The following is a 23743-nucleotide window of genomic DNA, read 5'->3' on the forward strand; positions in this document are numbered from 1 at the left end:
CCTATCGCCGCGGTGAGGCGCGGGCGCGCCGGCCAGGCTGTTATCCGATCAGCCCTTTCCGGCGCGGCGTTTGGGCTTGAGGGTGGTCACACCCTCGGCGAGGCGACGCGCGGTCACCAGGAACGCGGTGTGGCCCTGCATGCGGTGCTCGGGGCGCACGGCCAGACCCACCACGTGCCACCCGCGGTTGATCGACTCCCACGCGCGGGGCTCCGTCCAGCACTGCTGGCGGCGCAGGCCCTCCACCACATCCGACAGCTGCGTCGTGGTGGCCACGTAGACCACCAGTACGCCGCCCGGGACCAGGACGTCCTTCACGGTGGGCAGGCACTCCCACGGCGCCAGCATGTCCAGGATGACCCGGTCGACCTGACCGTCCAGCTGCTCGACCGACGTCTCCGCCAGATCCGCAACCCGCAGATCCCAGTTGTCGGGCAGGTCGCCGTAGAAGGTGCGGACGTTGCGCTCGGCGTGTTCGGCGTGGTCCTCGCGGATCTCGTAGGAGAACACCCGGCCCGACGGGCCGACCGCGCGCAGCAGCGAACACGTCAGCGCGCCCGAACCGGCTCCGGCCTCCAGGACGCGTGCGCCCGGGAAGATGTCGCCCTCGTGCACGATCTGCGCCGCGTCCTTGGGATAGATGACCTGGGCGCCACGGGGCATCGACAGCACATAGTCGGTGAGCAGCGGCCGCAGTGCCAGGTAGTCGGCGTCCTTGGTCGAGGTGATGATCGACCCCTCGGGCGCACCGATGAGATCGTCATGCTTCACCGCGCCGTGATGGGTGAAGAACTCCGCCCCCTCGACCAGGACGACGGTGTACTTGCGCCCCTTGGTGTCGGTGAGCTGCACGCGGTCGCCGATCGCGAACGGGCCGGATCGCTGCACTGTGGACCTCCAGGGTGACGGTGGGGGCCGGATGTCCGACCGGTTGTCTACCCTGCCAGGTGTGATTGATCCCCTCGAAATCGGTGACGGTAACAATGTGGGCGCCGCCCGGGACATCGGCGGCGGCGAGGATGTCGGTGGCACCGGCCCGGTCGTCCCCGAGCGTAAGCCGCTGGCGCTCTCGGCCTCGCGCGCGTCGGACTTCCAGCGGTGCCCCCTGCAGTACCGGTTCCGTACCGTGGACCGGATCCCGGAGCCAAAGACGCGCGCACAGGTGCTCGGCACGGTCGTGCACTCCGTGCTCGAGGAGCTGTACGGACTCGAGCAGTCGGAGCGGGCCCCGCAGCGTGCCGCGCAGCTGGTGCCCGGCGCCGTGGAGCGCTTCTACGAGGTCGAGGGCGGCGCGGAGGTCGTCCCGCTCGCGGGGCGGGACGAGTTCCAATCGGATGTCGCCGCGATGGTGGCCGGGCTCTACGGCGTCGAGGACCCGCAGCGCTTCTCCCCCGCCTCGTGTGAGCAGTACCTCGTCACGGCCACCTCCGCCGGCACCCCGCTCCACGGCTACCTCGACCGCGTGGACCTGGCGCCGACCGGTGAGGTGCGGGTGGTGGATTACAAGACGGGCAAGCCGCCGCACCCGCGTTTCCAGGACCAGGCCATGTTCCAGATGCGGTTCTACGCGCTGATGTACCAGCGCATCCACGGGGTCCTGCCCGCCCAGCTGAAGCTGATCTACCTGAAGAACGGCAGCTGGCTCACCCTCACACCGGATCTGGCCACGATGGTCGAGACGGAGTCCACGCTGGACGCCCTGTGGACGGAGATCGAGGAGGCCGGCAGGACCGGGGACTTCCGCCCCCGTACGTCGAAGCTCTGCGGCTGGTGCGATCATCAGGCGTTGTGTCCGGCGTTCGGGGGGACCCCGCCGGAGTACCCGGGCTGGCCCGGGTCGCGAGTGGTGCCGGTCGATGCCCCGAATCTGCTGGCCGGTGATCAACGAACCGAGGAGCGGTCATGACGGAGGCCTATTACGAGCGGCTGGGTGCCGAGGACGGCTGGGAGGTGTTCCGGGCGTCCGAGCACACCGTGAGCGCGTGGGGGCCGGAGCTCCAGCACGGGGCGCCGCCGTCGGCCATACTCACCCGCGCCATGGACCGACTCGACGGAACCGACGGGACCCGCATCTCCCGGATCGCGGTGGACCTGCTGGGCCCGGTACCGCTCGGTGAACTGCGGACGCGGGCGCGGATCGCGCGCCCGGGCAAGCGGATCCAGCTCGTCGAGTCGGAACTCGAAGCGGGCGGCCGCGTGGTGGCCCGCGCCAGCGCGTGGCGGATGCGTGCCGGGGACACCTCGGCGGTGGAACAGACGGTCGACAGCCCACGGGTACTGCCCGCGGCCGACTTCGACAGCTCGTTCTTCACCCGGTGGACCAGCGGATACATCGACTCGCTGCAGATTCGCGGTGCCGAGGACGGGATCGTGTGGGCGCGCCCCAGGTATCCGCTGGTCGCCGGCGAGACAATGTCACCGGTCGAGCACGTCATGTGCATCGCGGACATCGCCAACGGGGTCGGAGCGGTGCTGGAACCGACCGAGTGGCGCTTCCTCAACACCGATCTCGTCACGCACCTCCATCGCCTGCCCCGGGGCGAGTGGATCGGGGTGGACGCCCACGCCTCGATCGGACCCGACGGGGTCGGTGCGACGTCCGGAACGCTCTATGACGCGTCGGGCGCGCTCGGGCACACGCTCCAGGCATTGCTCATCGAGCCGGTGTAGATCCCTGCCGGCGGGCGCCGTCGAAAGGGGCTGGGAAGCCGGACAGCCCCGGAAAGCCTGAACGCGTGGCGTCCGGTCCTCCGGGGCTGACGGCGATTCGCCGAGTGTTGTGGGCGTCAGCCCATCCGGCAGGAACGGATATCGGTCGCGATGATCGACTTCGCGCCGGCCACGGCGAGTTGGTCCATGATCGAGTTGACCCGCTTGCGCGGCACCATCGACCGCACCGCGATCCACGCCGGGTCCGCCATCGGCGAGACCGTCGGCGACTCGAGGCCGGGGGTGATCGTCGAGACCTCGTCGAGCAGTTCACGGGGGCAGTTGTAGTCGAGCATCATGTACTGCTGTGCGAACACCACGCCCTGCAACCGCGCGCGCATCTGGGCCATCGCCGGCGACACATCGGCGTCGATCCGCGAGATGAGCACACCCGAGGAATCGCACAGGATGTCGCCGAACGCCTCAAGTCCGTGGACCTTGAGGGTCCGACCGGAGCCCACCACGTCTGCGATGCAGTCCGCCACGCCCAGCTGGATCGAGATCTCCACGGCGCCGTCGAGACGGATGACCTCGGCCTCGATCCCGCGGTCGGCGAGATCGCGTCGGACGATGTTGGGGTACGAGGTCGCGATCCGGGAGCCCGCGAGACGCTCGGCCGACCAGCCTTCGCCGGCCGGGCCCGCGTAGCGGAAGGTCGAACGGCCGAAGCCCATCTCCAGCAGTTCGTCGACCTCGGCCATCGAGTCGGCCGCGAGATCCCGGCCGGTGATACCCAGATCGAGACGGCCGGAGCCGACGTAGACGGCGATGTCCTTCGGGCGGAGGAAGTAGAACTCGACATCGTTCTCGCGGTCGATCAGCGAGAGATCCTTGCTGCCCTCCGGTCGGCGGCGGTACCCGGCCTCGGAGAGCATCTCGGAAGCGGACTCGGACAGGGCGCCCTTGTTGGGCACTGCGACGCGCAGCATGGTGGCTCCTGGGAATAGGTGCGTAGGGGTGGGCGTGGGTGACGGTCTACAGATGTCGGTAGACGTCTTCGAGGCCCAGGCCCCGCTTGAGCATCATGACCTGCGTCCAGTAGAGAAGCTGGGAGATCTCCTCCGCCAGTTCGGCGTCCGACTGGTATTCGGCTGCGATCCAGACCTCGCCGGCCTCCTCGATGACCTTCTTGCCGAGATGGTGTACGCCCTTGTCGAATGCGGTGACGGTCCCGGAGCCCTCAGGGCGCGCGGCGATCCGCTCGGACAGTTCGGCGAACAGCGAGTCGAAGGTCTTCACACGCCCGATTCTCCCACAGCGACAGCGGCGGGTGTCCCTGAGGTGAGCGTGTGCAGTGCGGAGACCCCGACACCCACGAGTGTCGGGTGGGTGTGTGCGCCGGTCACGTCGGGCTGACCATCAGTGGACGGCACGTACAGCACGCGGCAGCCGGCGGCCACGGCGGCGGTGGCGCCGGTGACGGAGTCCTCGATCGCCACCGAGGAGCGGGGGTCCACACCCAGACGCGCGCAGGCGAGGAGATAGGGGTCCGGCGCGGGCTTCGCGTCGGGGACCATGCACCCGGTCACCACCACGTCGAATCGCGACCGGTTGATGAACTCGAGGGGCACCTGAGCCACGTCTGCCGTCGTGTTGGTGACCAGCGCCACCGGGGTTCCGGTCTCCGCGATCTCCGCGAGGAGCTCCTCCGCCCCGGGGCGCCACGTCATGTCGGTCCGCATCAGTTCGGTGACCCGTGAATTGAGCCGGTGCGCGAGACGATCGAACTCCTCCCCCTCGATCCGGTGGCCCGTGTATTCACCGAGGATCTCGAAGAAGCCGTGCAATGAGTTTCCGAGCGTCCGCTCTCGAGTCGACTCGTCCAGGGGGCGCCCCATGTGCTCGGCGAGCTCATAGACGGCGACGTCCCATAGTCGTTCGGTGTCGACGAGGGTCCCGTCCATGTCGAGACAGATGGCGGACGGGGCACGATCACACGCGATGCTGGTCACGGCCTACTGTCTACCCGAACGCCCCGACCCGAGGAGTGGGCGTGCGCGGACGGGGGCACGCCCACTCCCCCGGCGAGCACACGGAAACGACGACGCGGCCCGGACCGCTGTGGGTCCGGGCCGCGTCGCACACCGATCAGGTGTTGAAGTACTTGGCCTCCGGGTGGTACAGCACGAACGCGTCCGTGGACTGCTCGGGGTGCAGCTGGAGCTCCTCGGACAGTTCGACTCCGATCCTCTCCGGCTGAAGCAGGTCGATCACGACCTTGCGGGACTCCAGATCCGGGCACGCCCCGTAGCCGAAGCTGTACCTCGCGCCGCGGTACTTCAGGTTGAAGTACTCATCGATGCTGTCCGGGTCCTCGGCGGAGACGGCACCCTCCGGCAGTCGGAGTTCGTCGCGGACGCGGCGGTGCCAGAACTCGGCGAGGGCCTCGGTGAGCTGGACGGAGAGGCCGTGCACCTCGAGGTAGTCGCGGTAGTTGTCGCCCGCGAACAGCTCGTTGGCGAAGTCCGCGATGGGGGTGCCCATCGTGACCAGCTGGAACGGGAGCACGTCGACCACGCCCTCCGCCTGGCACCGCTCGCGGGATGCCAGGAAGTCGGGGATGGACAGGAATCGTGGTCGCTGCTGACGGGGGAAGGCGATCTTGTGGATCACCTCGGCGTCCGGCCGCGGTTCGGCCAGCACCCAGATCTCGTCGCCGACCGAGTACGCCGGGAAGTACCCGTAGACCACGGCGGCGTGGGACAGGATGCCCTTGGTGGTCAGGCGGCTGATCCAGTCCCTCAGCCGCGGACGGCCCTCCGTGGCGACCAGCTCGTCGTAGTCGGGCCCGTCGCCGCCGCGGGTGCCGCGCAGTCCCCACTGGCCGAAGAAGAGCGCGCGCTCGTCCAGGTGGCCGGCGTAGTCGGCGACCGGGATGCCCTTGGCGATCCGCGTTCCCCAGAACGGCGGCGTCGCGATGGGCTGATCCGCCGCCACGTCCGACCGTTCCGGGACGACCACGGGCTCGGCCTCCGCCGCGCGCTTGGCCGCGATCCGCTCCGAACGGGCGCGGCGCTCACGACGTTCGGCGGCCTTGGCCGCGGACTCCGACGACTCGGCCATCGGGACACCGGTGCGCTTGGAGGTCATCACCTCGTCCATCAGACGCAGGCCCTCGAACGCGTCGCGGGCGTAGAACACGTCGCCCTTGTACATGTCGGCCAGGTCGACCTCGACGTACGCGCGCGTCAATGCGGCTCCGCCCAACAGCACCGGGAACTCGTCCGCGATCCCCTCTGTGTTGAGCTCCGACAGGTTGTCCTTCATCACCACGGTGGACTTCACGAGCAGGCCGGACATGCCGATCACGTCGGCCTTGTGCTCGCGGGCCGCGGAGATGATGTCCGCGATCGGCTGCTTGATGCCGATGTTGACGACGTCGTAACCGTTGTTGGACAGGATGATGTCCACCAGGTTCTTGCCGATGTCGTGGACGTCGCCCTTGACCGTCGCCAGGACGATCCGGCCCTTGCCGTCCTCGTCGCTGGCCTCCATGTGGGGCTCGAGGTGGGCGACCGCGGCCTTCATCGTCTCCGCGGACTGCAGCACGAACGGTAGCTGCATCTGCCCGGACCCGAAGAGTTCGCCGACGGTCTTCATGCCGTTCAGCAGGTGCTCGTTGATGATCTGCAGCGGCGGGATCTGCTCCATCGCCGCGTCGAGGTCCGCCTCGAGACCCTTTCGCTCACCATCGACGATGCGTGCGGCAAGGCGCTCCATCAGTGGCATCGCCGCGAGTTCGGCGGCCCGGGCGTCCTTGGCACTGGCGGCGGAGACTCCCTCGAACAGCTCCATGAACACCTGGAGCGGGTCGTAGCCCTCGCGGCGGCGGTCGTAGACCAGGTCCAATGCGACCTCACGCTGGCGCTCGTCGATCTTGCTCATCGGCAGGATCTTGGAGCTGTGCGCGATCGCCGAGTCGAGGCCGGCCTGGATGCACTCGTGGAGGAACACGGAGTTGAGGACCTGACGGGCCGCGGGGTTCAGGCCGAACGAGATGTTCGACAGTCCCAGCGTGGTGTGGATCGCCGGGTGCGCGTCGGTCAGTCGTCGGATGGCCTCGATCGTCTCGATACCGTCGCGACGCACCTCTTCCTGACCGGTGGAGATGGGGAAGGTCAGGCAGTCGATGATGATGTCGTCCTCGGCCACCCCCCAGTTCGCGGTGAGGTCGGCGATGAGACGTTCCGCGATCTCGACCTTGCGGTCCGCCGTGCGCGCCTGGCCCTCCTCGTCGATGGTGAGTGCGACCACGGCGGGACCGTGCTCGGCGACCAGACGCATGATCTTCTGGAACCGGGAGTCCGGCCCGGCACCGTCCTCGTAGTTCACCGAGTTGACCGCGCAGCGGCCGCCCAGGTGCTCGAGGCCCGCCTTGATCACCTCGGGCTCGGTGGAGTCGAGCATGATCGGGAGCGTGGAGGCGGTGGCGAAGCGGCCCGCGAGTTCGGCCATGTCGCCGGCGCCGTCGCGCCCGACGTAGTCGACACAGAGATCGACCATCTGGGCGCCGTCGCGCATCTGCTCCTTGGCGATATCCATGCAGGTGTCCCAGTCGGAGGCCAGCATGGCCTCACGGAACCGCTTGGAGCCGTTGGCGTTGGTGCGCTCGCCGATCATGATGATGCCGGCGTCGGCCCGCATCGGCGTGGAGGTGTAGAGCGAGGAGACGGCATTGATCGGCTCGACGGGTCGCTCGGCCTTCGTGCGGGACAGGACCTGCTCCTTGAGCCGCGTGATGTGCTCGGGGGTGGTGCCACAGCAGCCACCGACCATCGTCAGGCCGAACTCGGAGACGAAGTCCGCGACCTGGGGCGCGAACTCCTCGGCACCGAGCGGGTAGATCGCACCGTTCGGGCCCAGCTCGGGTAGGCCGGCGTTGGGCATGACCGACACCGGGATCTCGGAGTGCTGGGACAGGTAGCGCAGGTGCTCCACCATCTCGGACGGGCCGGTCGCGCAGTTGAGCCCGATCATATCGATCCCCAGGGGCTCGAGCGCGGTGAGGGCGGCGCCGATGTCCGAGCCGAGCAGCATCGTGCCGGTTGTCTCGATGGTCACGTGCGAGATGATCGGCAGCCGACGGCCGGCGGCGGCCATTCCGTCTTTGCAGCCGAGCACGGCCGCCTTGACCTGGAGCAGGTCCTGGCTGGTCTCGATCAGGTAGGCGTCGGCGCCGCCGCGGGCGAGGCCCTCTGCGGCCTGGGCATAGGCGCTACGGATCTCCTCGAAGGTGGTCTGACCGAGCGAGGGCAGTTTGGTGCCCGGACCGAGTGACCCCAGGACCATGCGGGGGGTCCCGTCCTCGGACGGGCCCATCTCGTCGGCGACCTTGCGGGCGATGGCCGCCCCCTTCTCGGCGAGCTCGCCGATCCGGTCGACGATGTCGTAATCACCGAGGTTGGACAGGTTGCAGCCGAAGGTGTTGGTCTCGACGAGGTCGGCGCCGGCCTCGAAGAATGCGCGGTGGATGTTCTCGACGACGTCGGGCCGGGTGGCGTTGAGGATCTCGTTACAACCCTCGAGGCCGAGGAAGTCGCCGTCGACGGTGAGGTCGACAGCCTGCAACATCGTGCCCATCGCCCCGTCGCCGATCAGCACACGCCCACGTGCGGCATCCAATAAGGGCGAATCGAAATCGACAGACATGGGCCCCAGTGTATGGGTGAGGCGGAATCGGACGTACGTAGGCTGTACTGATGACTGTCGAATGGAGTCCTGACGGGCATCTGGATCTGGAGAGCCCGGTCATGATCGTGGCCTTCGAGGGCTGGAACGACGCCGCGGATGTCGCGACCGGGACGATCGAGCATCTCGCCCTCAACCTGGAGGCGCGGGAGATCGCGGAGATCGGCGGCGACGAGTACTTCGACTACCTGGATCAGCGCCCTGTCATCCGGCATTCGGGCGGGGTATCGCGGTCGATCGAGTGGCCGCGCATCGTCGTGTCCGCGTGTCGTCCCGATGGCGTGGCCAATGACGTGTTGCTCGTCCGCGGCCCGGAGCCGGCATTGAGGTGGCGCACTTTCGCCTCCCAGTTCGTCGACCTCGTGGACACTCTCGGGGTGTCCCAGGTGGTTCTGCTCGGGGCGTACCTGGCGGATGTCCCGCATACGCGTCCGGTGCCGCTGACCGGCACTGCGTTCAGCCGTCAGCGCATGTCGTCGATGGGGGTCGAGGCCTCCGACTACGAGGGGCCCACCGGGATGACCGGGGTGCTGCAGCAGATGCTGACCGAGGCCGGTGTCCCCACCCTGAGCCTGTGGGCGGGGGTCCCCCACTACGTGGCGTCGCCGCCCAATCCCCGCGGCACGGAGGCGATGCTGTCCTGGCTCGCGGAGAACCTGGGCATGGCCGTGGCGATGGACGCCCTCCGGGCGCAGTCCAGGACCTGGGTGGAGAAGGTCGACACCGCCTCGGGCGAGGATGAGGACCTCCGTGACTACATCCGCTCCCTGGAGGAGCGGATGGACGAGGAGAACGAGATCGACCACGGGGACGACCCGGAGCCGGACCGGGGACGTGCCTCCAGCGGTGAGGCGATGCCGCTCGTCGACGGCGACGCGATCGCGGCGGAGTTCGAGCGCTTCCTGCGCGGGGACCGGGACGAGCCGGACGCCGGCTGACGCGGGTCAGTCGGCGGATGCACGGACGCCCAGCAGGGCGTCCAGGGCGGTGGAGATCAGCTCTCCCGCCACGGGGTCGGTCGATTCCCCGGCCAACGTCGCCGCCGCCCAGGAATCGATCGCCTCGAGAGCGCCCGGGGTGTCGAGATCGTCGGCCAGCCGCGCCCGCAAGGTTGCGATACTGGCACCGGCATCGGCACCGGCGCCACGGGCGATAGCGGTGTTCCAGGTCGAGTAGCGGACGCGGGCCTCGTCGAGGATCTCGGCAGACCACGAACGGTCGGTGCGATAGTGGCCGGCGGCCAGCCCCAGCCGGATGATCGCCGGGTCCACGCCCTCCTCGCGCAGTGTCTGCACGCGGACGAGGTTGCCGAGTGACTTGCTCATCTTGACGCCGTCGAGGCCGATCATCGCCGAATGCACGTAGAACCGGGCGAAGGGACGCTCGTCACAGGCGGCCTCGGCGTGGGCAGCGGAGAACTCGTGGTGTGGGAACGCCAGGTCGCTGCCCCCGCCCTGGATGTCGAAGTTCATCCCGAGACGGTTGCGTGCGATCGCAGAACACTCGATGTGCCAGCCGGGGCGCCCCTGACCCCACGGCGAGGGCCACGAGGGCTCACCGGGTCGCTGCACCCGCCACAGCAGGGCGTCCAGGGGGTGCTCCTTGCCACTGCGGTCCGGATCGCCCCCGCGCTCGGCGAATGCAGCCGCCATCTCGTCGTCGTCATATCCCGACTCGTAACCGAAATCCGGCGTCGCTCGATGGCGGTAGTAGACATCCGAGTATCCGTCGACCTCCGGGTCGATGCGGTAGGCGTGCCCGCGCTCGATCAGCTCGCCGACCATCTCGACCACCTCGTCGATCGTCTCGGTGGCCGCCACGTACTGCTGTGGTGGGAGGACGCGCAGCGCCTCCATGTCGGCACGGAACCGATCCGTCTCGGCATCGCCGAGCTCGCGCCAGTCCACGCCGTCGCGGTCCGCCCGCTCGAACAGCGGATCGTCGACGTCGGTCGTGTTCTGGACGTAGTGGACGGCATGGCCCGCGTCCAGCAACTGTCGGTAGACCAGATCGAAGGTCAGGTACGTCGCGGCGTGACCGAGATGAGTCGTGTCATACGGGGTGATCCCACAGACGTACATCCGTGCGAGAGGCCCGGCCGCCACCTCACGGACCGCACCGCCCGCGGTGTCGAACAACTTGAGGGGAACGCCGTCGCCGGGAAGTGAGGGGACGACAGGCGAGGACCACGAGTGCATGGGGCCGAGTCTAGAGACCCGGCCGGATCAGAAGAGCGGCCAGGGTAAGGGGTAACCCGGGCCCGGGACGGGGAACCGCCCGTCGGTGAGGAGCCCGTCCACGCGCCTTGCCAGCGCATCGATCTCGTCGGACGAGAGCAGGTGTGTCAGTCGGCTCGCGAGGCCGCCCTCCCAGGCCAACTCCCCGGCGAGCCTCGTCAGGTCTGCCACGTCACCCCCGACGAGGGGTTGACCGGCCCACCCCCACAGTACGGTGCGGACCTTCGGGTCCACATGGAACGACAACCCGTGGTCGATCGCCCAGGAGCGACCGGCGCGGTCGACCAGGACGTGGCCGCCCTTGCGGTCGGCGTTGTTCACCACGAGGTCGAGCAGGGCGATACGGCGAAGTCTGTCGTCGGTGCCGTGGGCGACGACGACCTCCTCGCCCCGGGAGCCCTCACCCCGGAGGACCACCGCGCGGCCCTCCGGAACCGAGTCGACCGGATGGACATCCACGGGGTCGTAGGCGCCGCCCACGCTGTCGCGTTCGTCGATCCACCGCTGTGCCATCCCCCGGCCACCCGGGCCGTGTGCCGTGACCGTCTCGGGGATCAGATCCCACCCCAGGGCCGCGGACACCACAAAGGCCGCGACCTCCCGGGCTGCGAGGCTCCCGTCCGGGAAATCCATCAGGGGCCTCTCCCCCGCCGACGGCTTGTACACCCATCCGTCTCCGTGCTGATCCACACAGCGGTACACGGCGTTGCTGCCGGACGGGATCCGGTGCAGGACGGTGAGTTCGGGGCCGGCTGACGATCTGGTCACGGATCGATGAGCTCGGTCAGTGCCTCACCGGATCGTGGACGGTAACCGTTGAGCCGGACGCACAAGTGGCCGGTGGTGTCGATCGGCTCACCACACAACGGGCAGGGCTCGCGGCCCGCGGAGACCACCTTGTCGCTGCGCAGGACGAACTGCCGGGCGCGCTGCGGGGTGAGGAACACGCGGAGTGCATCGGGTGCGTCCTCGGAGTCCGACAGCACCACCGACTCGTCCGTGGCCGACGGGTCGATCGCCAGGAGCTCCACGACGACCTGACCCCTGTCGCCGTCCCAGCCCAGACCCATCGTGCCCACGTTGAACTCGGGGTCGACCGGCATCTCTAGCGGGTCGAGGTCATCGACCATCCCCCCCGCCGGCGGTACCGGGAAGTCGGACTTGCTGGCGATCTCGTCGAGCAGATCCCCCATCCGGTCGGACAGGATCTTTGCCTGTTGCTTCTCACACCTCACGGTGATGGTGCGTCCGGACTCCGTGGCCTGGACGAAGAAGACCCGCTCGCCGGGCTGGCCGACCGTGCCCACCACGAACCGGGTCGGCTCGCGGAACTCGTGGACTGCCCTGCTCATGCCGGTCGTCTCCTCGTGTCGGTGTGTGGATCTGTGCGGGTGGTGGTGCGGTTCATCAGGGTACGTTCCCGCCCGGCACGGCATCGGATTCAGAGTGCCCGTCGGTCGGGGTGCCCACGTGTCCGGCCGGGTCGCCGTGAAGACCGGTCAGGTCGCCGCCGGTGTCGTTGACCCGGAGTACGAACGGGCGGTGCGGGGTGTACCGCACCACCGAGAGGGACGCAGGTTCCACGACGATCCGTTGGAACTGGTCCAGGTGCATCCCGTACGCGTCGGCCAGGACCGACTTGATCACGTCGCCGTGGCTGCAGGCCACCCACAGCACGTCCCGGCCCGCCTGCTCGGCGAGGTGCCGGTCATGGCGACGGACGGCGTCGACGGCCCTGGTCGCCATGGCCGCCAGCGACTCGCCCCGCGGGAACACCGCGGACGAGGGATGCTGCTGTACCACCGACCACATGTGTTCGGAGGCGAGTTCCTTGAGCGGCCGCCCGGTCCAACTCCCGTAGTCGACCTCGGTCAGACCGTCCTCGATCACGGGATCCAGACCGAGGGCGCCGGCGAGCGGTTCCACCGTCTGGCGGCATCGCATGAGCGGGGATCGGACGATCGCCCCGACCGGGAGTCCGGACAACCGACCGCCGAGCTCGGTCGCCTGGGCGAGGCCCGTCTCGTCGAGTCCGACCCCCGGCGTCCGCCCGGCGAGAGTGAGCGCGGTGTTGGCGGTGGAGCGGCCGTGCCGGAGCAGGATGACGGTCATAGGAGGCAGATTACCGACGCGGCACCGATCAGGCGGTCACGTCAGGTCGCGGGGATGGTGCCGGTGGCGAGCAGGCCCATGACCAGCAGGCCGAGAATGATGCGGTAGCCCGCGAACCACGCCAGCGAGTGCTTCTGGACGAAACGCAGGAGCCAGGCGATCGCGGCGTAGCCGATGACGAAAGCGATCGCCGAGCCGACCAGTAACTGGACCGCGCTCGCCGACTGTCCGACCGACGGCTCGAACGCGTCCGGAAGACTGAACAGCCCCGAGGCGAGGACGGCGGGAATGGCGAGGAGGAACGAGAACCTCGCCGCCGCCTCGCGGGACATGCCCAGGAACAGACCTGCGGAGATGGTGCCGCCCGAGCGGCTCACCCCCGGGATGAGCGCGAGGCATTGGGCCAGCCCCATCACGATCGCGTCCTTCATCTTCAACCCGGCCAGGGATTTTCCGTCGACGGGACGGTCCTGCCTGCCGACCTTCTCCGCGATGAGGAACACGAAGGAGAAGAGGATCAACACGATGGCGGTGATCCAGAGGTTCCGCGCGGCGTCCCGGATGAGGTCCTTGCCGACGAACCCGATGATCGCGATCGGGATGGAACCCACGATGACGAACCACCCGAGGCGATAGTCCGGGTCGTCGCGACGCGACGAGTCGAACACCCCTCGGAACCACGCCACGAGGATTCGGACGATGTCCTTGAAGAAGAAGACGAGGACCGCGGCCTCGGTGCCCAGCTGGACCACCGCGGTGAACGACGCTCCGGCGTCGGCCCCGAACCACCAGGTCGAGAAGATCCGGAGGTGGCCGGAGGAGGAGACGGGGAGGAACTCGGTGAGTCCCTGGAGCGCTGACAGCACGATGACCTGGATCCAGGACATGCCTTCCAGCGTCGGTGCGGCGAGGACCGTTGTGTTCACGGTGCGGCTCTTTCTCGTAGAGGTCAGGCATGGGCGGGGGTCACGACGCACTCGTGTGCCGGTCGCACGCCGTGAGGGTAGTCGCCCGGCCCTGATCGGCGCCTGGTGACCTGCGTGGTGGACAATAGAGCGCGTCGAAAGGAACACCGTGACCCGTCGTGTCCTCCGCCGATCAGGCGTGCCCGCCGCACTTCTCGCGCTCGTTGTGGGGCTCTCCGCCTGCTCGTCCGCGACCAGCCAACTCGAGGAGGGTCAGCTCGCCCAGGGCAGCGCGGCTCCGGCGGAGTCCCCGCAGGTCTTCGAACCCGAGGGCGGAGAGCTCGTTCCGGTCCCGGGATCGGTCCGGGCGGTCGTGGCGGTCGGTGATCGGGTCGCCGTCCAGTCGCAGACCGGGCGCGATCTCCAGATCGGCCGTGTCGACGGCACCAGGTGGATCCCCGAGCGCTCCGTCGAACTCCCCGCGGACGCGGGTACCGCCACCGGGGGTGACGACGGGTCGTTCGTCGTCCCCTACCCCGACGGCGTCGTGGTGGTCTCCCCGGAGGGGCGGTCGAGGCAGATATCCGGGATGGGGCCGGTCACCGCCGCTGCGGTCACGCAGGAGGGGAAGCTGATCACGGGCACCGCAGAGGGTGAGGTGGTGATCCGCGACGCCGAGGGTGTCGAGGAGACGCGGCTCGAGGGTCTGACCTCGGTGGACTCACTCACCGTGGCACGGGACGGGTCCGTCACCGCACTGAGTCGTACGGACACCGTGATCGCCTCGATCGACCCGTCCGAGGAGGTCGCGGGCCCGCTGCTGCGGGCCGGTCGCGGGGCCGGGATGATGAGCGACCTCGGCGAGGGGTCCCTGGTCGCCTCCGACACTGTGGGAAACACGCTCCTGGTCTATTCGACCTCCCCGGTGCGCCTCCATCAACAGTTCCCCGTAGGGGCAGCTCCGTGGGCGGTCGCCGAGGACCCCTCCCGGTCCGTCGTGTGGGTCACCTCTACCGGGACCAACACGGTTCAGGCGTACGATCTCGGCGACGGGATCGGTGTGCTGCGCGCGGAGATCCCGACGGTGCGCCAGCCCGACGCCCTGGCGGTCACCGACTCCGGCACCGTGGTGGTGGGGTCCGCGGATGGCGCCGGGCTCCACCTGATCCGACCGAACCTGGCCGGCCCGGCCGGCTGACCTTCGCCGACCGCAGACGTCTCACCTGAGGAGAACCGTGTACGCGCTGCTCAAGAAGCTGCTGTTTCGCTTTCCCGCGGAGCGGATCCACCACCTGGTGTTCGGTCTGATCAAACTCCTGACGCTGATCCCGCCGCTCGGGTCCCTGGTCCGGCGGATCCTCGGGGTGCGCGACCCTGTTCTGTCGCAGGAGGTGCTCGGCCGCACCTTCCCCGGTCCGCTGGGGCTGGCCGCCGGGTTCGACAAGAACGCTGCCGCGGTCGATTCCTGGGGCGCGATCGGGTTCGGGTTCAGTGAGGTCGGCACCGTCACGGCCTCCGCCCAGCCCGGCAATCCCGCCCCCCGTCTGTTCCGGCTGGCGGAGGACCGCGCGATCCTCAACCGGATGGGGTTCAACAACCACGGGGCCGGAAACGCGGCCAACAACCTGCGCCGGCGACGCAGCAGCGATCCCGTGGGCATCAACATCGGCAAGACGAAGGTCGTCCCCGCGCAGGACGCGGTACGTGACTACGTCGCCTCCGCGACCATGCTCACCGGGCTCGCCGACTACCTGGTCGTCAACGTCAGTTCCCCCAACACGCCCGGGCTGCGGGACCTGCAGGCCGTCGAATCGCTTCGGCCCATCCTCGCGGCGGTACGCGATGTGGCGACGATTCCGGTCCTGGTGAAGATCGCTCCCGATCTCGACGACCGGGACATCGACTCGGTGACCGATCTCGTCCTGGAACTGGGTCTGTCCGGGATCGTCGCGACCAACACCACGATCTCGCGCGACGGGCTGCGCACGCGCGCGACGGACGTCGAGACGCTGGGCGCCGGCGGCATCTCCGGGGCACCCGTCGCCGCCCGTTCGCGTGAGGTGCTCTCGCGCATCTACTCCCGGGCGGGCGGCAGAATCGTCATCATCTCCGTGGGCGGGGTCGAGACGCCGGAGGACGTCTGGGATCGGATCACCCACGGTGCGGATCTCGTGCAGACCTACACGGGATTCATCTTCACCGGCCCGTCACTGCTGTGGGAATCCAGCCGCCTGGTGGCACGACGCCTCCGCCAGGGCGGGTACAGCTCCCTGGCGGAGGCGGTCGGGTCGGCCGTGCGATCCGGTCCAGCTGATCGCTGAGCCCGCGCAGCGCGCCGTCCTACTGCTCGTAGAGCGCGGTGGTGGTTCCGCGGGCGAGGCCCTGGCCGAACAGATTGAAGCCGAGGAAGGCGCACGAGGCGTCATCGCCGAGTTCGATCACGTCCCCCACCGCATGGACGGCGAGGATGTAGCGGTGCGGTCCGTGGCCGGCCGGGGGCGCCGCACCCACGAAGCCCTTGAAGCCGGCGTCGTTGCGCAGCACTGCGGCCCCCTCGGGTAGCCCCGAGGTGTCGCCGGCGGTGCACGCGCCCTCCGGAACGGACGTCACGTCCGCCGGGATATTGGCCACGGCCCAGTGCCAGAACCCGGAGGCGGTCGGCGCGTCCGGGTCGAAGACGGTCACGGCGTAGCTCTTCGTGCCCTCGGGGCCTGCGCTCCAACTCACCTGCGGTGACTTGTCCGCACCTCCCTCGACGCCCATCACGCCGCCCAACTGTGCCGGGCTGAGGGTGGCGCCCTCGGTGTAGGACTCGCTGGCCACCTTCAGCAACGGCAGATCCGGCAATGCGAGGTAGGGATCGGGCACACGGAACTCGGTCATCGTCATCCTCCTGAATCGGACTCCACCGGAGGGTGTCCTCCAGCCGGTCACGTCCCTGTCTACCAGCGATGACCGGGACGCGCCGGGAGGATCCGGCGCCCGATTTGGTCAGCGGATCAGGCATCGGCTAATGTCATTCCTCGCACGGCCAAGGCGGGGAGATCCCCGCACCGGCGGAGCAGGTGTGCAAGCGCGAGTGGCGGAATGGCAGACGCGCTAGCTTGAGGTGCTAGTGTCCTATTAACGGACGTGGGGGTTCAAGTCCCCCCTCGCGCACACTGTGTCGAGACAGTAGAAGGGCCCCGGATCCGATTGGATCCGGGGCCCGCTCTCGTTTCCAGGGGATTCCCGGGCTCCGGTTCGGGGGACCTCGCAACACCGGGGTGGGACCGGCGTGACGGGGGCCGCACCCGCGGCGCTCGGTTTAGGGTCCGGCGACGTGGTCGTCGTACCGTGTCCTGGTGACCGGCATCGATCCAGACGACTTCGACACCTTCCTACAGGTCCTCGACCAGGCGGCGGCGCTCGACGTCGATCATCCCGACTCGATCCGCGTGCAGCGGTCGGTGGGCCACATGTTCAAGCTCCTCAAGAAGACCCGACGCTCCGAGGTGCGCCGCGCACGCCAGGAGGCCGACAAGGCGGTCATCGAGGCCACCGCGACCGGCTCGCCCACCCGCATCGACGACGAGACGGCCGGTATCCGCCTCGTCTCCACCACCCCGGGCGCCGTCGCGGGCCATCTGCAGCGCGCGATGGCCTGCTACGTCTGCAAGCAGCGCTTCACCCGCGTCGACGCCTTCTATCACCAGCTGTGTCCCGACTGCGCTGCCGCCAACCGGGCCCGGCGCGACCCGGCGATGAACCTGTCCGGGCGGCGCGCGCTGCTCACCGGTGGTCGTGCGAAGATCGGCATGTACATCGCGCTGATGCTGCTGCGCGCTGGTGCGGACGTCACCATCACCACCCGCTTCCCCCGCGACGCGGTGCGCCGTTTCGCGAAGATGGACGACTACGCGGACTGGGCCGACCGGATCCACGTGATGGGCGTGGACCTGCGTGACCCGGCGCAGGTGGTGGCGCTGGCCGACGAGGTCGCCGCCGCCGGACCGCTGGACATCCTCATCAACAACGCGGCGCAGACGGTGCGCCGCTCCCCCGGCTCCTACTCCGGACTCGTGGAGGGCGAGACGGCGCCGCTGACCGGCCGGGCCGCCGACATCCCCATGGTGACGATGGGACGCACCTCCGAGCTCCACCCCGCCGCCCTCATGGGTGGCGAATCGGCCCTCATCGGCAGCGCGGAGGCCGAACGGGAGGCCGACCACATCGCGACCCTCGCGCTACAGGCCGGGTCGTCGTCCCTCGAGCGGATGGCCGCCGGCACGGCCATCGACGCTGGCGGGCTCCTGCCGGACGTGGTGGACCACAACAGCTGGGTGGCGACCGTCGAGCAGGTCGAGCCGATGGAGATGCTCGAGGTGCAGCTGTGCAACTCGGTGGCGCCGTTCATCCTCGTCTCCCGCCTTCGCCCCGCGATGGCGGCGTCGAAGGCGCGGCGCAAGTACGTCGTCAACGTCTCGGCGATGGAGGGCCAGTTCTCGCGCCGCTACAAGGGGGCCGGCCACCCGCACACCAACATGGCCAAGGCGGGCCTGAACATGCTCACCCGCACGTCCGCGGAGGAGATGTTCGCCGAGCACGGCATCCTCATGACCGCCGTCGACACCGGCTGGATCACCGACGAGCGCCCGCACGTGACCAAGGTCCGCCTGCATGAAGAAGGCTTCCACGCGCCCCTGGACCTGGTCGACGGCGCCGCGCGCGTGGTGGACCCGATCGTGCGCGGCGAAGCCGGCGAGGACCTGTACGGCTGCTTCCTCAAGGACTTCGAGCCGAGTCCGTGGTGAGCGTGGACCCCGCTGCCGCCGCCGCGCACCTGGTGCTCAGCACCGAGCTGGTCCCGGGCATCCGGTCCGCCATCGCCGACCTCGGTGGGGACGGGCCGGGCACGCTGGTCCACGTGGCGCCGACGGGCCCCGGGTCCAGGTGGCCGTCGAACAGCGCGGCCGCCCTCGTGCACCACCTGTGCGGGGTGATCACCTCGTGGGGTGCGGCCTGCCTGGGCGCCGAGGAGGTCGTCCGCGAGCGGGCCGCGGAGTTCGAGTTTGCCGGGCCGGTCGGTCCGGAGCTGGACCGGCTCGCCGATCTGGTGGACCGGCTGCCCGGGTGGGCGGCGGCCGCCCGCGACCGCGGGACCCTCGCGCACCCCACGGGGACGGCGTTCGACGTGGCCGCGGCGCGCCGGGCGGGGACGCTGACCGTCGACTGGGTGCTCGCGCACATCCTGCACGACGTCGCCGGGCACCTGGGACACCTCGAGGTGACCCGGGACGTGCTGCTGGACCGCGCGCCGGGCCCGTGAGCCGGCCCCCGACCCCGGTCCTGCTCGACTGCGACCCCGGCATCGACGACGCGCTGGCGATCGCCTACCTCGTGGCCGAGCACCTGGCGGGGCGCATCGAGCTGGTCGGCGTGATCTGTACGGCCGGCAACGTGGGACTCGATGACACCGTGGCCAATGCGCTGGCGTGGCTGGACCTGGCCGGTGCTCCCCCGCTACCGGTCTGCGCTGGTGCGGCCGGTGCGATCGCCGTCCCGCACGTGTTCACGCCCGAGACGCACGGCCCCCGCGGTGCGGGGCACGCCGTTCTCGAGGTCGGGACCGGGGCGGAGACGGCGACGACGAGGCGCGCCGATCCCCGCGACGGCGCCGATCTCTGGCTGGACGCCGCACGCGCTCACTCCGGTGAGCTGGTGGCGATCGTGACCGGCCCCTCGTCCACGCTGGCCGGCGCGCTGGCGGCGGAACCCGCGTTGCCCGGGCTGGTGGGCGACCTGGTGGTGATGGGCGGAACGTTCCGTGGCCATCCGGGCAACACCACCCCGGTCAGCGAATGGAACGTGGACGTCGACCCGGAAGCCGCCGACGCGGTGTGCCGGGCGTGGGAGGACGCGAACAACGCTGACGCATACGTCTCGGGGCCGCTGTGGTGCGGGTTGAACCTCACCGAGCGGGCGGTGTGGACGCCGGAGCGGTCCGCGCGACTGGTCGCGGCGTCGGACACGTCATTGACGCGGGCGTTGGCCGAGGCGCTGCGGTTCTACTTCGAGTTCCACGAGTCCGTCGGCGAGGGGTACCTGGCGCAGGTGCACGACCCGTTCGTGGCCTGGCTGGCCCTGCATCCGGACGCGGTCGAGTCCGTGCCGGCGAGCGTGCGGGTGGAGTGCCGCGGTGAGCACACACGGGGTATGACCGTCGAGGACCGGCGCGGGCACCGGGGGCGGGCGCCCAGCGCGCGGATCGCGACCGACGTGCGCACGCCGGGCGGCCCGGACGCGGTGCTGGACGACATCTGTGCGGCGATCGCCTCGCTCGCCGGGTCGGGCTCACCGGGCGGTCCGGGCTGAGTCAGCCGGTCGGCCTGTCAGTCGGTCGGCCTGGTGAAGTTCCGTGTCGGAGGCGCCGGGTCAGGCACGTCAGGAGCGGTGGCGTGCCCGCGCAGTGAGGTCGCGCACGCCACGCCGGCCGCGGCGCCGGTGCCCACGGCGATAGGTACCAGCTGCAGTCCGGTCACGATGTCGCCGGCGGCGTACACGCCGTCGACGCTGGTCAGTTGCAGCGCGTTGACGACCAAGCCGCCCTCGTCGTCCGTCTCGCAGCCCAGGGACGTGGCGAGTTCGTTGGTCGGGTGATGCGCGTAGGAGAAGAACACCCTCGACCCCGCGATCACCCTCCCGTCGGCGAGCCGCACACCGTCCAGTGCGTCCGGTACCCCGACCAGTTCGCGCGCGACGCCGTCGATCACCTCGATCTGGTGTTCGGCGCAGGCCGCGCGCTGATCGTCGTCGAAGGACGGGTCGGAGTCGCTCTCGGTGATGATCACGACCTCCGAGGCCCAGTCCAACAGTTCGGAGGCATACGCCGGTACGTGCGCGCCGGCGCCGAGCACGATGACCCGCCGACCCGCGGCTGTGAGGCCGTCACAGGCCGGGCAGTGGTGCACATCGACCCCGTAGTGCTCCTCGATACCCGCGATGTCGGGCAGTCGGTCGCGCACCCCGGTGGCGAGGATGATCCGCTTGGCGGTCACGATGATCTGACCATCACCGTCAGAGGGGGCGATCCGGGCGAGGAACCGGTCGTCGGAGTCCTTGATCAGACTGGTGACGGCCCCGCCGAGCCGGCGGACCGTCGGGTACTCGTCGAGACCTGTGTTGATGTCGGCGTAGAACTCGGCCGGAGTGGTGGGGCCGGTGCCGAGCATGCCGTGGATCCGCCGGGCCGAGAGGTTCCGCTGAGCCCCGGCATCGACGAGCACGGTCGAGCGCTGGTACCGGCCCACCCAGGTGGCAGCGGACACCCCGGCCGGCCCGCCGCCCACCACGAGAACGTCCACGGCGTCGGCCACCGCGTCGCTCGTGCCGGTAACGCCATGGTCGGCCACCGCGTCGCTCGTGCCGGTAACGCCATGGTCGGCCTCGCCGGAGTCGTCGGTCATGGGCACTCCGATCTGGGGAGGGGTGTTGCCACCCTAGCGGGTGGTCGCCGGGCGGAACTAGAACCGGTGTTAGGCTCCTGCGGATGTGCCGGGCGGCCTGTGGAGGTGCCCGGGCGCTGGCGTCGTCGCACTTCGCCGTCGTCCCCTTCACCGCCCCGGGAGAGTCCATGAGGTCCGTCGCCGCCGCTCTGATCATCGTCGCGGGCGGGGCGGTCGCTGCCGGGGTCTCCGCGCGGCGCGCGGCGGTGGCCCGGGGTGAAGTGGAGCCCCTGACGGCCTCGGTGCGAACAGCCGTGACGAACGCGCGGGAGAGCGTCCGCGGGTCCGTGCGACGCCGGGTGCGGCAGCGGGCGGAGTCGGCGGTGCCCGCGGCCGGGCCCCGCGCGGCGACGTCAGGGGGAGTCGGTTCGGCGGCGCCGATCGCGGGGCCGTGGCGGCCTGTGACCGAGCACGGGACGACGGGCTCGGCATCGCGGCGGCCCGCGGGCGCCCGGGGCTTCGTGCCCGCACTCGAGGGGATCCGGGGCCTGGCTGCAGTGGGGGTGCTGACCACGCACGTCGCGTTCGTCACCCGGTCGTCCTCGGGGTCGCCGCTCAAGCGAGTCTTCGGGCGTCTGGACCTCGCGGTGGCGGTGTTCTTCGCCAAATCAGGATTCCTCCTGTGGCGCACCCACGCCTCCCATGCCCGGCGGGACGAGCCCGGGGCGGCCCGGCCGACCAGGGAGTATCTACGCTCCCGGTTGGTCCGGATCATGCCCGCCTACGTGGTGCTGGTGGCCGCCGCGATGCTGTTGCTCAAGCAGAACCACGTCAACGGCCCCACCTCCTGGCTGGTGAACCTCACCCTCACGCAGATCTACACCTCCGAGTTCCTGGTCGCCGGGTTGACCCACGCCTGGTCACTGGCCGTGGAGATGGCGTACTACCTCGCCTTCCCCGTCCTGTGGACCGCGATGAAGGGTCTGCGCGGCGACGCCGCCGGTTGGCGGATCCCCGTGATCGCGGCGTTCGGCGCATCGGGCCTGGTGTTCCCGATGCTCCCCTGGCACGGACTCGGAATCCTGCCGCCGTACGTCAACGAGCAGATCCTGCCGCCCGCGTTCACCGCGTGGTTCGCCGCCGGCATGCTGCTGGCCGAGGTGGCAACTGCCCCTCCCGGAACCCTCGTCCGTCTCTGTCGTGACCGTCTGGCCCGGTGGGGCTGGTGGGTCGTCGGCGGTGCGGCACTGGTGGCCACCACCGTGCCGGCGTGGTTCTCCGAGGGCTTCGTCCACCCCGGCCCCGTCGAGTTCGCGGCGCGCACCGGGCTCGCGGGGGCGATGGCGTTCCTGGTGCTCGCGCCGGTGGTCCTGGCGCCGGAGGGCACGCGGTTCCCGGTGTTGGAATCGATGCCCCTGCAGAAGGTCGGCGCGTGGTCGTACGGGATCTTCCTGTGGCACCAGCTGATCCTGCTGGCCTCGTTCCCCCTGACCCGTACGTCGTTGTGGGCCCGCCGGATGTACGTCATCTGGCCGGTCACGGTGGCCGGTTCGCTCGCTGCGGGCGCCGCGAGTCACCGCTTCCTCGAGGAGCCCGCGCGCCGGGCACTCGAGCGTCGCTGAAGCGCCGTCCCGATTTCCGACCTCCGTCGGTGAGGTTCGCCTATCGCGATGACTATTGGTCAGGGTAGCCTTTCCTAAAGAAGGCCTGCCTTGGTGGGCGCTGACGCAGACGAAGGGACCTCCCATGACCTCCAGCCCGCCGCTCCCCCAGCACGAGCGCGACTCAGAGTCCGTCGCGGGCCACTGGCTTCTCGCCCGGGTGGGCAAGAAGGTCCTACGCCCCGGCGGCCGCGAGTTGTCGGAGTGGATGGTCCACGCATCCACCGTCACCGGCAAGCGCGTCGTCGAGTTCGCGCCGGGCCTGGGCCTGACCGCGTCGCTGCTGCTGGACGAGTCTCCGTCGTCCTACACCGGGGTCGACTCCGACCCGGAGGCCGTCGAGGTCACGCGATCCGCCATCGGCGGACGGGGTGCCGTGGTCGTGGCCTCTGCGCAGGAGACCGGCCTCGAGTCGGCGTCAGCCGACGTCGTGGTGGGCGAGGCGATGCTCACGATGCAGGGCGATTCGACCAAGAAGCAGATCGTGGACGAAGCCGCCCGTGTGCTCGACTCGGACGGCCGCTACCTCGTTCATGAGCTGTGTCTGGTTCCCGATGACCTGGACGACTCGATCAAGACCGAGATCCGCAAGGACCTGGCCCGGTCGATCCGCGTCAACGCACGCCCGCTCACCGTCTCGGAGTGGAGCGAACTGTTCGAGACAGCCGGATTCGAGGTAGAGGCCACCGAGCTCCGCCCCATGGCGCTGCTCCAGCCGCGGCGCATGCTCGCCGACGAGGGCGTCGTCGGCCTCGCCCGGATAGTCCGCAACCTCCTCCGTGACGCCGACGCCCGAAAGCGGGTGCTGGCGATGCGCAAGACCTTCACCACCCATGACGAGCACATCAGCGCCGTCGGGTTCGTCCTGCGCAAGCGCTGACCCGCCCCGCCATCCCCGGCACTTCTCGCAACCGCTCCTCGGCATGAACGCCCGCTCCCGCCTCCGGGCACGCGGGAGTTCACGAAGAGGAGCGGCTGTGCGTGTGGTGCACACGCGCTGGCGCGGA

General features: G+C 69.7%; 22 protein-coding genes and 1 tRNA gene. 11 read left to right on the forward strand and 12 right to left on the reverse strand.

The window, feature by feature from the left end:
- Positions 1–48: 48 nt before the first annotated feature.
- Positions 49–888 (reverse strand): tRNA (adenine-N1)-methyltransferase, encoded by an 840-nt coding sequence (locus ACWGLC_RS04940; protein ID WP_344996005.1) that lies wholly within the window; start codon positions 886–888, stop codon positions 49–51.
- 115 nt (positions 889–1003) lie between these two features.
- On the opposite strand from ACWGLC_RS04940, the gene ACWGLC_RS04945 reads away from it, so the two are divergent.
- Both ACWGLC_RS04945 and ACWGLC_RS04950 read left to right on the forward strand, forming a co-directional pair.
- Positions 1004–1906, forward strand: a complete 903-nt coding sequence (locus tag ACWGLC_RS04945) for a RecB family exonuclease (RefSeq protein ID WP_452099058.1) — start codon at positions 1004–1006, stop codon at positions 1904–1906.
- Positions 1903–2670 carry a thioesterase family protein gene (locus tag ACWGLC_RS04950; RefSeq protein WP_452098843.1) on the forward strand — a complete coding sequence of 256 codons (768 nt, stop codon included), beginning with the start codon at positions 1903–1905 and terminating at the stop codon, positions 2668–2670. Before ACWGLC_RS04945 ends, ACWGLC_RS04950 begins: the two co-directional genes overlap by 4 nt.
- 116 nt (positions 2671–2786) lie before the next feature.
- Here ACWGLC_RS04950 and hisG read toward each other — a convergent pair whose 3' ends face one another.
- From hisG to metH, 4 genes are all read right to left on the reverse strand, one after another.
- A complete protein-coding gene (gene hisG, locus ACWGLC_RS04955) occupies positions 2787–3638 on the reverse strand; it encodes an ATP phosphoribosyltransferase (RefSeq protein WP_230928959.1) in 852 nt (283 codons plus the stop codon).
- A 46-nt stretch (positions 3639–3684) separates the two neighbouring features.
- On the reverse strand, positions 3685–3948 hold the full coding sequence (locus ACWGLC_RS04960) for a phosphoribosyl-ATP diphosphatase (protein WP_230928958.1): 264 nt from the start codon (positions 3946–3948) through the stop codon (positions 3685–3687).
- Positions 3945–4661, reverse strand: coding sequence for an HAD family hydrolase (locus tag ACWGLC_RS04965; protein ID WP_452098844.1), 717 nt, complete (start codon positions 4659–4661; stop codon positions 3945–3947). Before ACWGLC_RS04965 ends, ACWGLC_RS04960 begins: the two co-directional genes overlap by 4 nt.
- Positions 4662–4797: 136 nt before the next feature.
- Positions 4798–8358 carry a methionine synthase gene (gene metH, locus ACWGLC_RS04970; protein ID WP_452098845.1) on the reverse strand — a complete coding sequence of 1187 codons (3561 nt, stop codon included), beginning with the start codon at positions 8356–8358 and terminating at the stop codon, positions 4798–4800.
- 50 nt (positions 8359–8408) lie between these two features.
- Here metH and ACWGLC_RS04975 point away from each other — a divergent pair, with 50 nt between their 5' ends.
- Complete coding sequence (locus ACWGLC_RS04975) at positions 8409–9335, forward strand: PAC2 family protein (protein ID WP_452098846.1); 927 nt, start codon at positions 8409–8411, stop codon at positions 9333–9335.
- A 6-nt stretch (positions 9336–9341) separates the two neighbouring features.
- Here ACWGLC_RS04975 and mshC read toward each other — a convergent pair whose 3' ends face one another.
- Genes mshC through ACWGLC_RS05000 form a run of 5 tightly spaced genes read right to left on the reverse strand, consistent with a single transcriptional unit; the run spans position 9342 to position 13633 of the window.
- Complete coding sequence (gene mshC, locus ACWGLC_RS04980; protein WP_452098847.1) at positions 9342–10595, reverse strand: cysteine--1-D-myo-inosityl 2-amino-2-deoxy-alpha-D-glucopyranoside ligase; 1254 nt, start codon at positions 10593–10595, stop codon at positions 9342–9344.
- 27 nt (positions 10596–10622) lie between these two features.
- Positions 10623–11402 (reverse strand): SCO1664 family protein, encoded by a 780-nt coding sequence (locus ACWGLC_RS04985; RefSeq protein WP_452098848.1) that lies wholly within the window; start codon positions 11400–11402, stop codon positions 10623–10625.
- The gene (locus ACWGLC_RS04990; protein WP_452098849.1) at positions 11399–11986 is read right to left on the reverse strand and encodes a DUF3090 domain-containing protein; all 588 of its coding nucleotides are present in this window, start codon (positions 11984–11986) and stop codon (positions 11399–11401) included. Before ACWGLC_RS04990 ends, ACWGLC_RS04985 begins: the two co-directional genes overlap by 4 nt.
- 55 nt (positions 11987–12041) lie before the next feature.
- Positions 12042–12746, reverse strand: a complete 705-nt coding sequence (locus ACWGLC_RS04995) for a histidine phosphatase family protein (RefSeq protein WP_230928951.1) — start codon at positions 12744–12746, stop codon at positions 12042–12044.
- A gap of 41 nt (positions 12747–12787) precedes the next feature.
- Complete coding sequence (locus tag ACWGLC_RS05000) at positions 12788–13633, reverse strand: undecaprenyl-diphosphate phosphatase (RefSeq protein ID WP_452099059.1); 846 nt, start codon at positions 13631–13633, stop codon at positions 12788–12790.
- Positions 13634–13820: 187 nt separating this feature from the next.
- On the opposite strand from ACWGLC_RS05000, the gene ACWGLC_RS05005 reads away from it, so the two are divergent.
- A complete protein-coding gene (locus tag ACWGLC_RS05005; protein WP_452098850.1) occupies positions 13821–14849 on the forward strand; it encodes a YncE family protein in 1029 nt (342 codons plus the stop codon).
- A 37-nt stretch (positions 14850–14886) separates the two neighbouring features.
- Positions 14887–15972, forward strand: coding sequence for a quinone-dependent dihydroorotate dehydrogenase (locus ACWGLC_RS05010; protein WP_452098851.1), 1086 nt, complete (start codon positions 14887–14889; stop codon positions 15970–15972).
- Positions 15973–15991: 19 nt separating this feature from the next.
- Here ACWGLC_RS05010 and ACWGLC_RS05015 read toward each other — a convergent pair whose 3' ends face one another.
- Complete coding sequence (locus ACWGLC_RS05015; RefSeq protein WP_452098852.1) at positions 15992–16534, reverse strand: YbhB/YbcL family Raf kinase inhibitor-like protein; 543 nt, start codon at positions 16532–16534, stop codon at positions 15992–15994.
- A 190-nt stretch (positions 16535–16724) separates the two neighbouring features.
- On the opposite strand from ACWGLC_RS05015, the gene ACWGLC_RS05020 reads away from it, so the two are divergent.
- The 4 genes from ACWGLC_RS05020 (at position 16725) to ACWGLC_RS05035 (ending at position 20005) form a co-directional block, all read left to right on the forward strand.
- A tRNA-Leu gene (locus tag ACWGLC_RS05020) sits at positions 16725–16810 on the forward strand.
- A 185-nt stretch (positions 16811–16995) separates the two neighbouring features.
- The gene (locus tag ACWGLC_RS05025; RefSeq protein ID WP_452098853.1) at positions 16996–18444 is read left to right on the forward strand and encodes an SDR family NAD(P)-dependent oxidoreductase; all 1449 of its coding nucleotides are present in this window, start codon (positions 16996–16998) and stop codon (positions 18442–18444) included.
- 2 nt (positions 18445–18446) lie between these two features.
- Positions 18447–18959, forward strand: coding sequence for a mycothiol transferase (locus ACWGLC_RS05030; protein ID WP_452098854.1), 513 nt, complete (start codon positions 18447–18449; stop codon positions 18957–18959).
- Positions 18956–20005 carry a nucleoside hydrolase gene (locus tag ACWGLC_RS05035; protein ID WP_452098855.1) on the forward strand — a complete coding sequence of 350 codons (1050 nt, stop codon included), beginning with the start codon at positions 18956–18958 and terminating at the stop codon, positions 20003–20005. Before ACWGLC_RS05030 ends, ACWGLC_RS05035 begins: the two co-directional genes overlap by 4 nt.
- A 17-nt stretch (positions 20006–20022) precedes the next feature.
- Here the strand turns inward: ACWGLC_RS05035 and ACWGLC_RS05040 are convergent, their stop codons facing one another.
- Positions 20023–21096 carry an NAD(P)/FAD-dependent oxidoreductase gene (locus tag ACWGLC_RS05040; protein ID WP_452098856.1) on the reverse strand — a complete coding sequence of 358 codons (1074 nt, stop codon included), beginning with the start codon at positions 21094–21096 and terminating at the stop codon, positions 20023–20025.
- 167 nt (positions 21097–21263) lie between these two features.
- Between ACWGLC_RS05040 and ACWGLC_RS05045 the strand changes: the two genes are divergently transcribed.
- Positions 21264–22697, forward strand: coding sequence for an acyltransferase family protein (locus tag ACWGLC_RS05045; RefSeq protein ID WP_452098857.1), 1434 nt, complete (start codon positions 21264–21266; stop codon positions 22695–22697).
- Positions 22698–22821: 124 nt separating this feature from the next.
- Positions 22822–23616 (forward strand): class I SAM-dependent methyltransferase, encoded by a 795-nt coding sequence (locus ACWGLC_RS05050; RefSeq protein WP_452098858.1) that lies wholly within the window; start codon positions 22822–22824, stop codon positions 23614–23616.
- The last annotated feature ends 127 nt before the right edge of the window (positions 23617–23743 follow it).

Source organism: Dietzia sp. NPDC055877, from assembly GCF_053615975.1.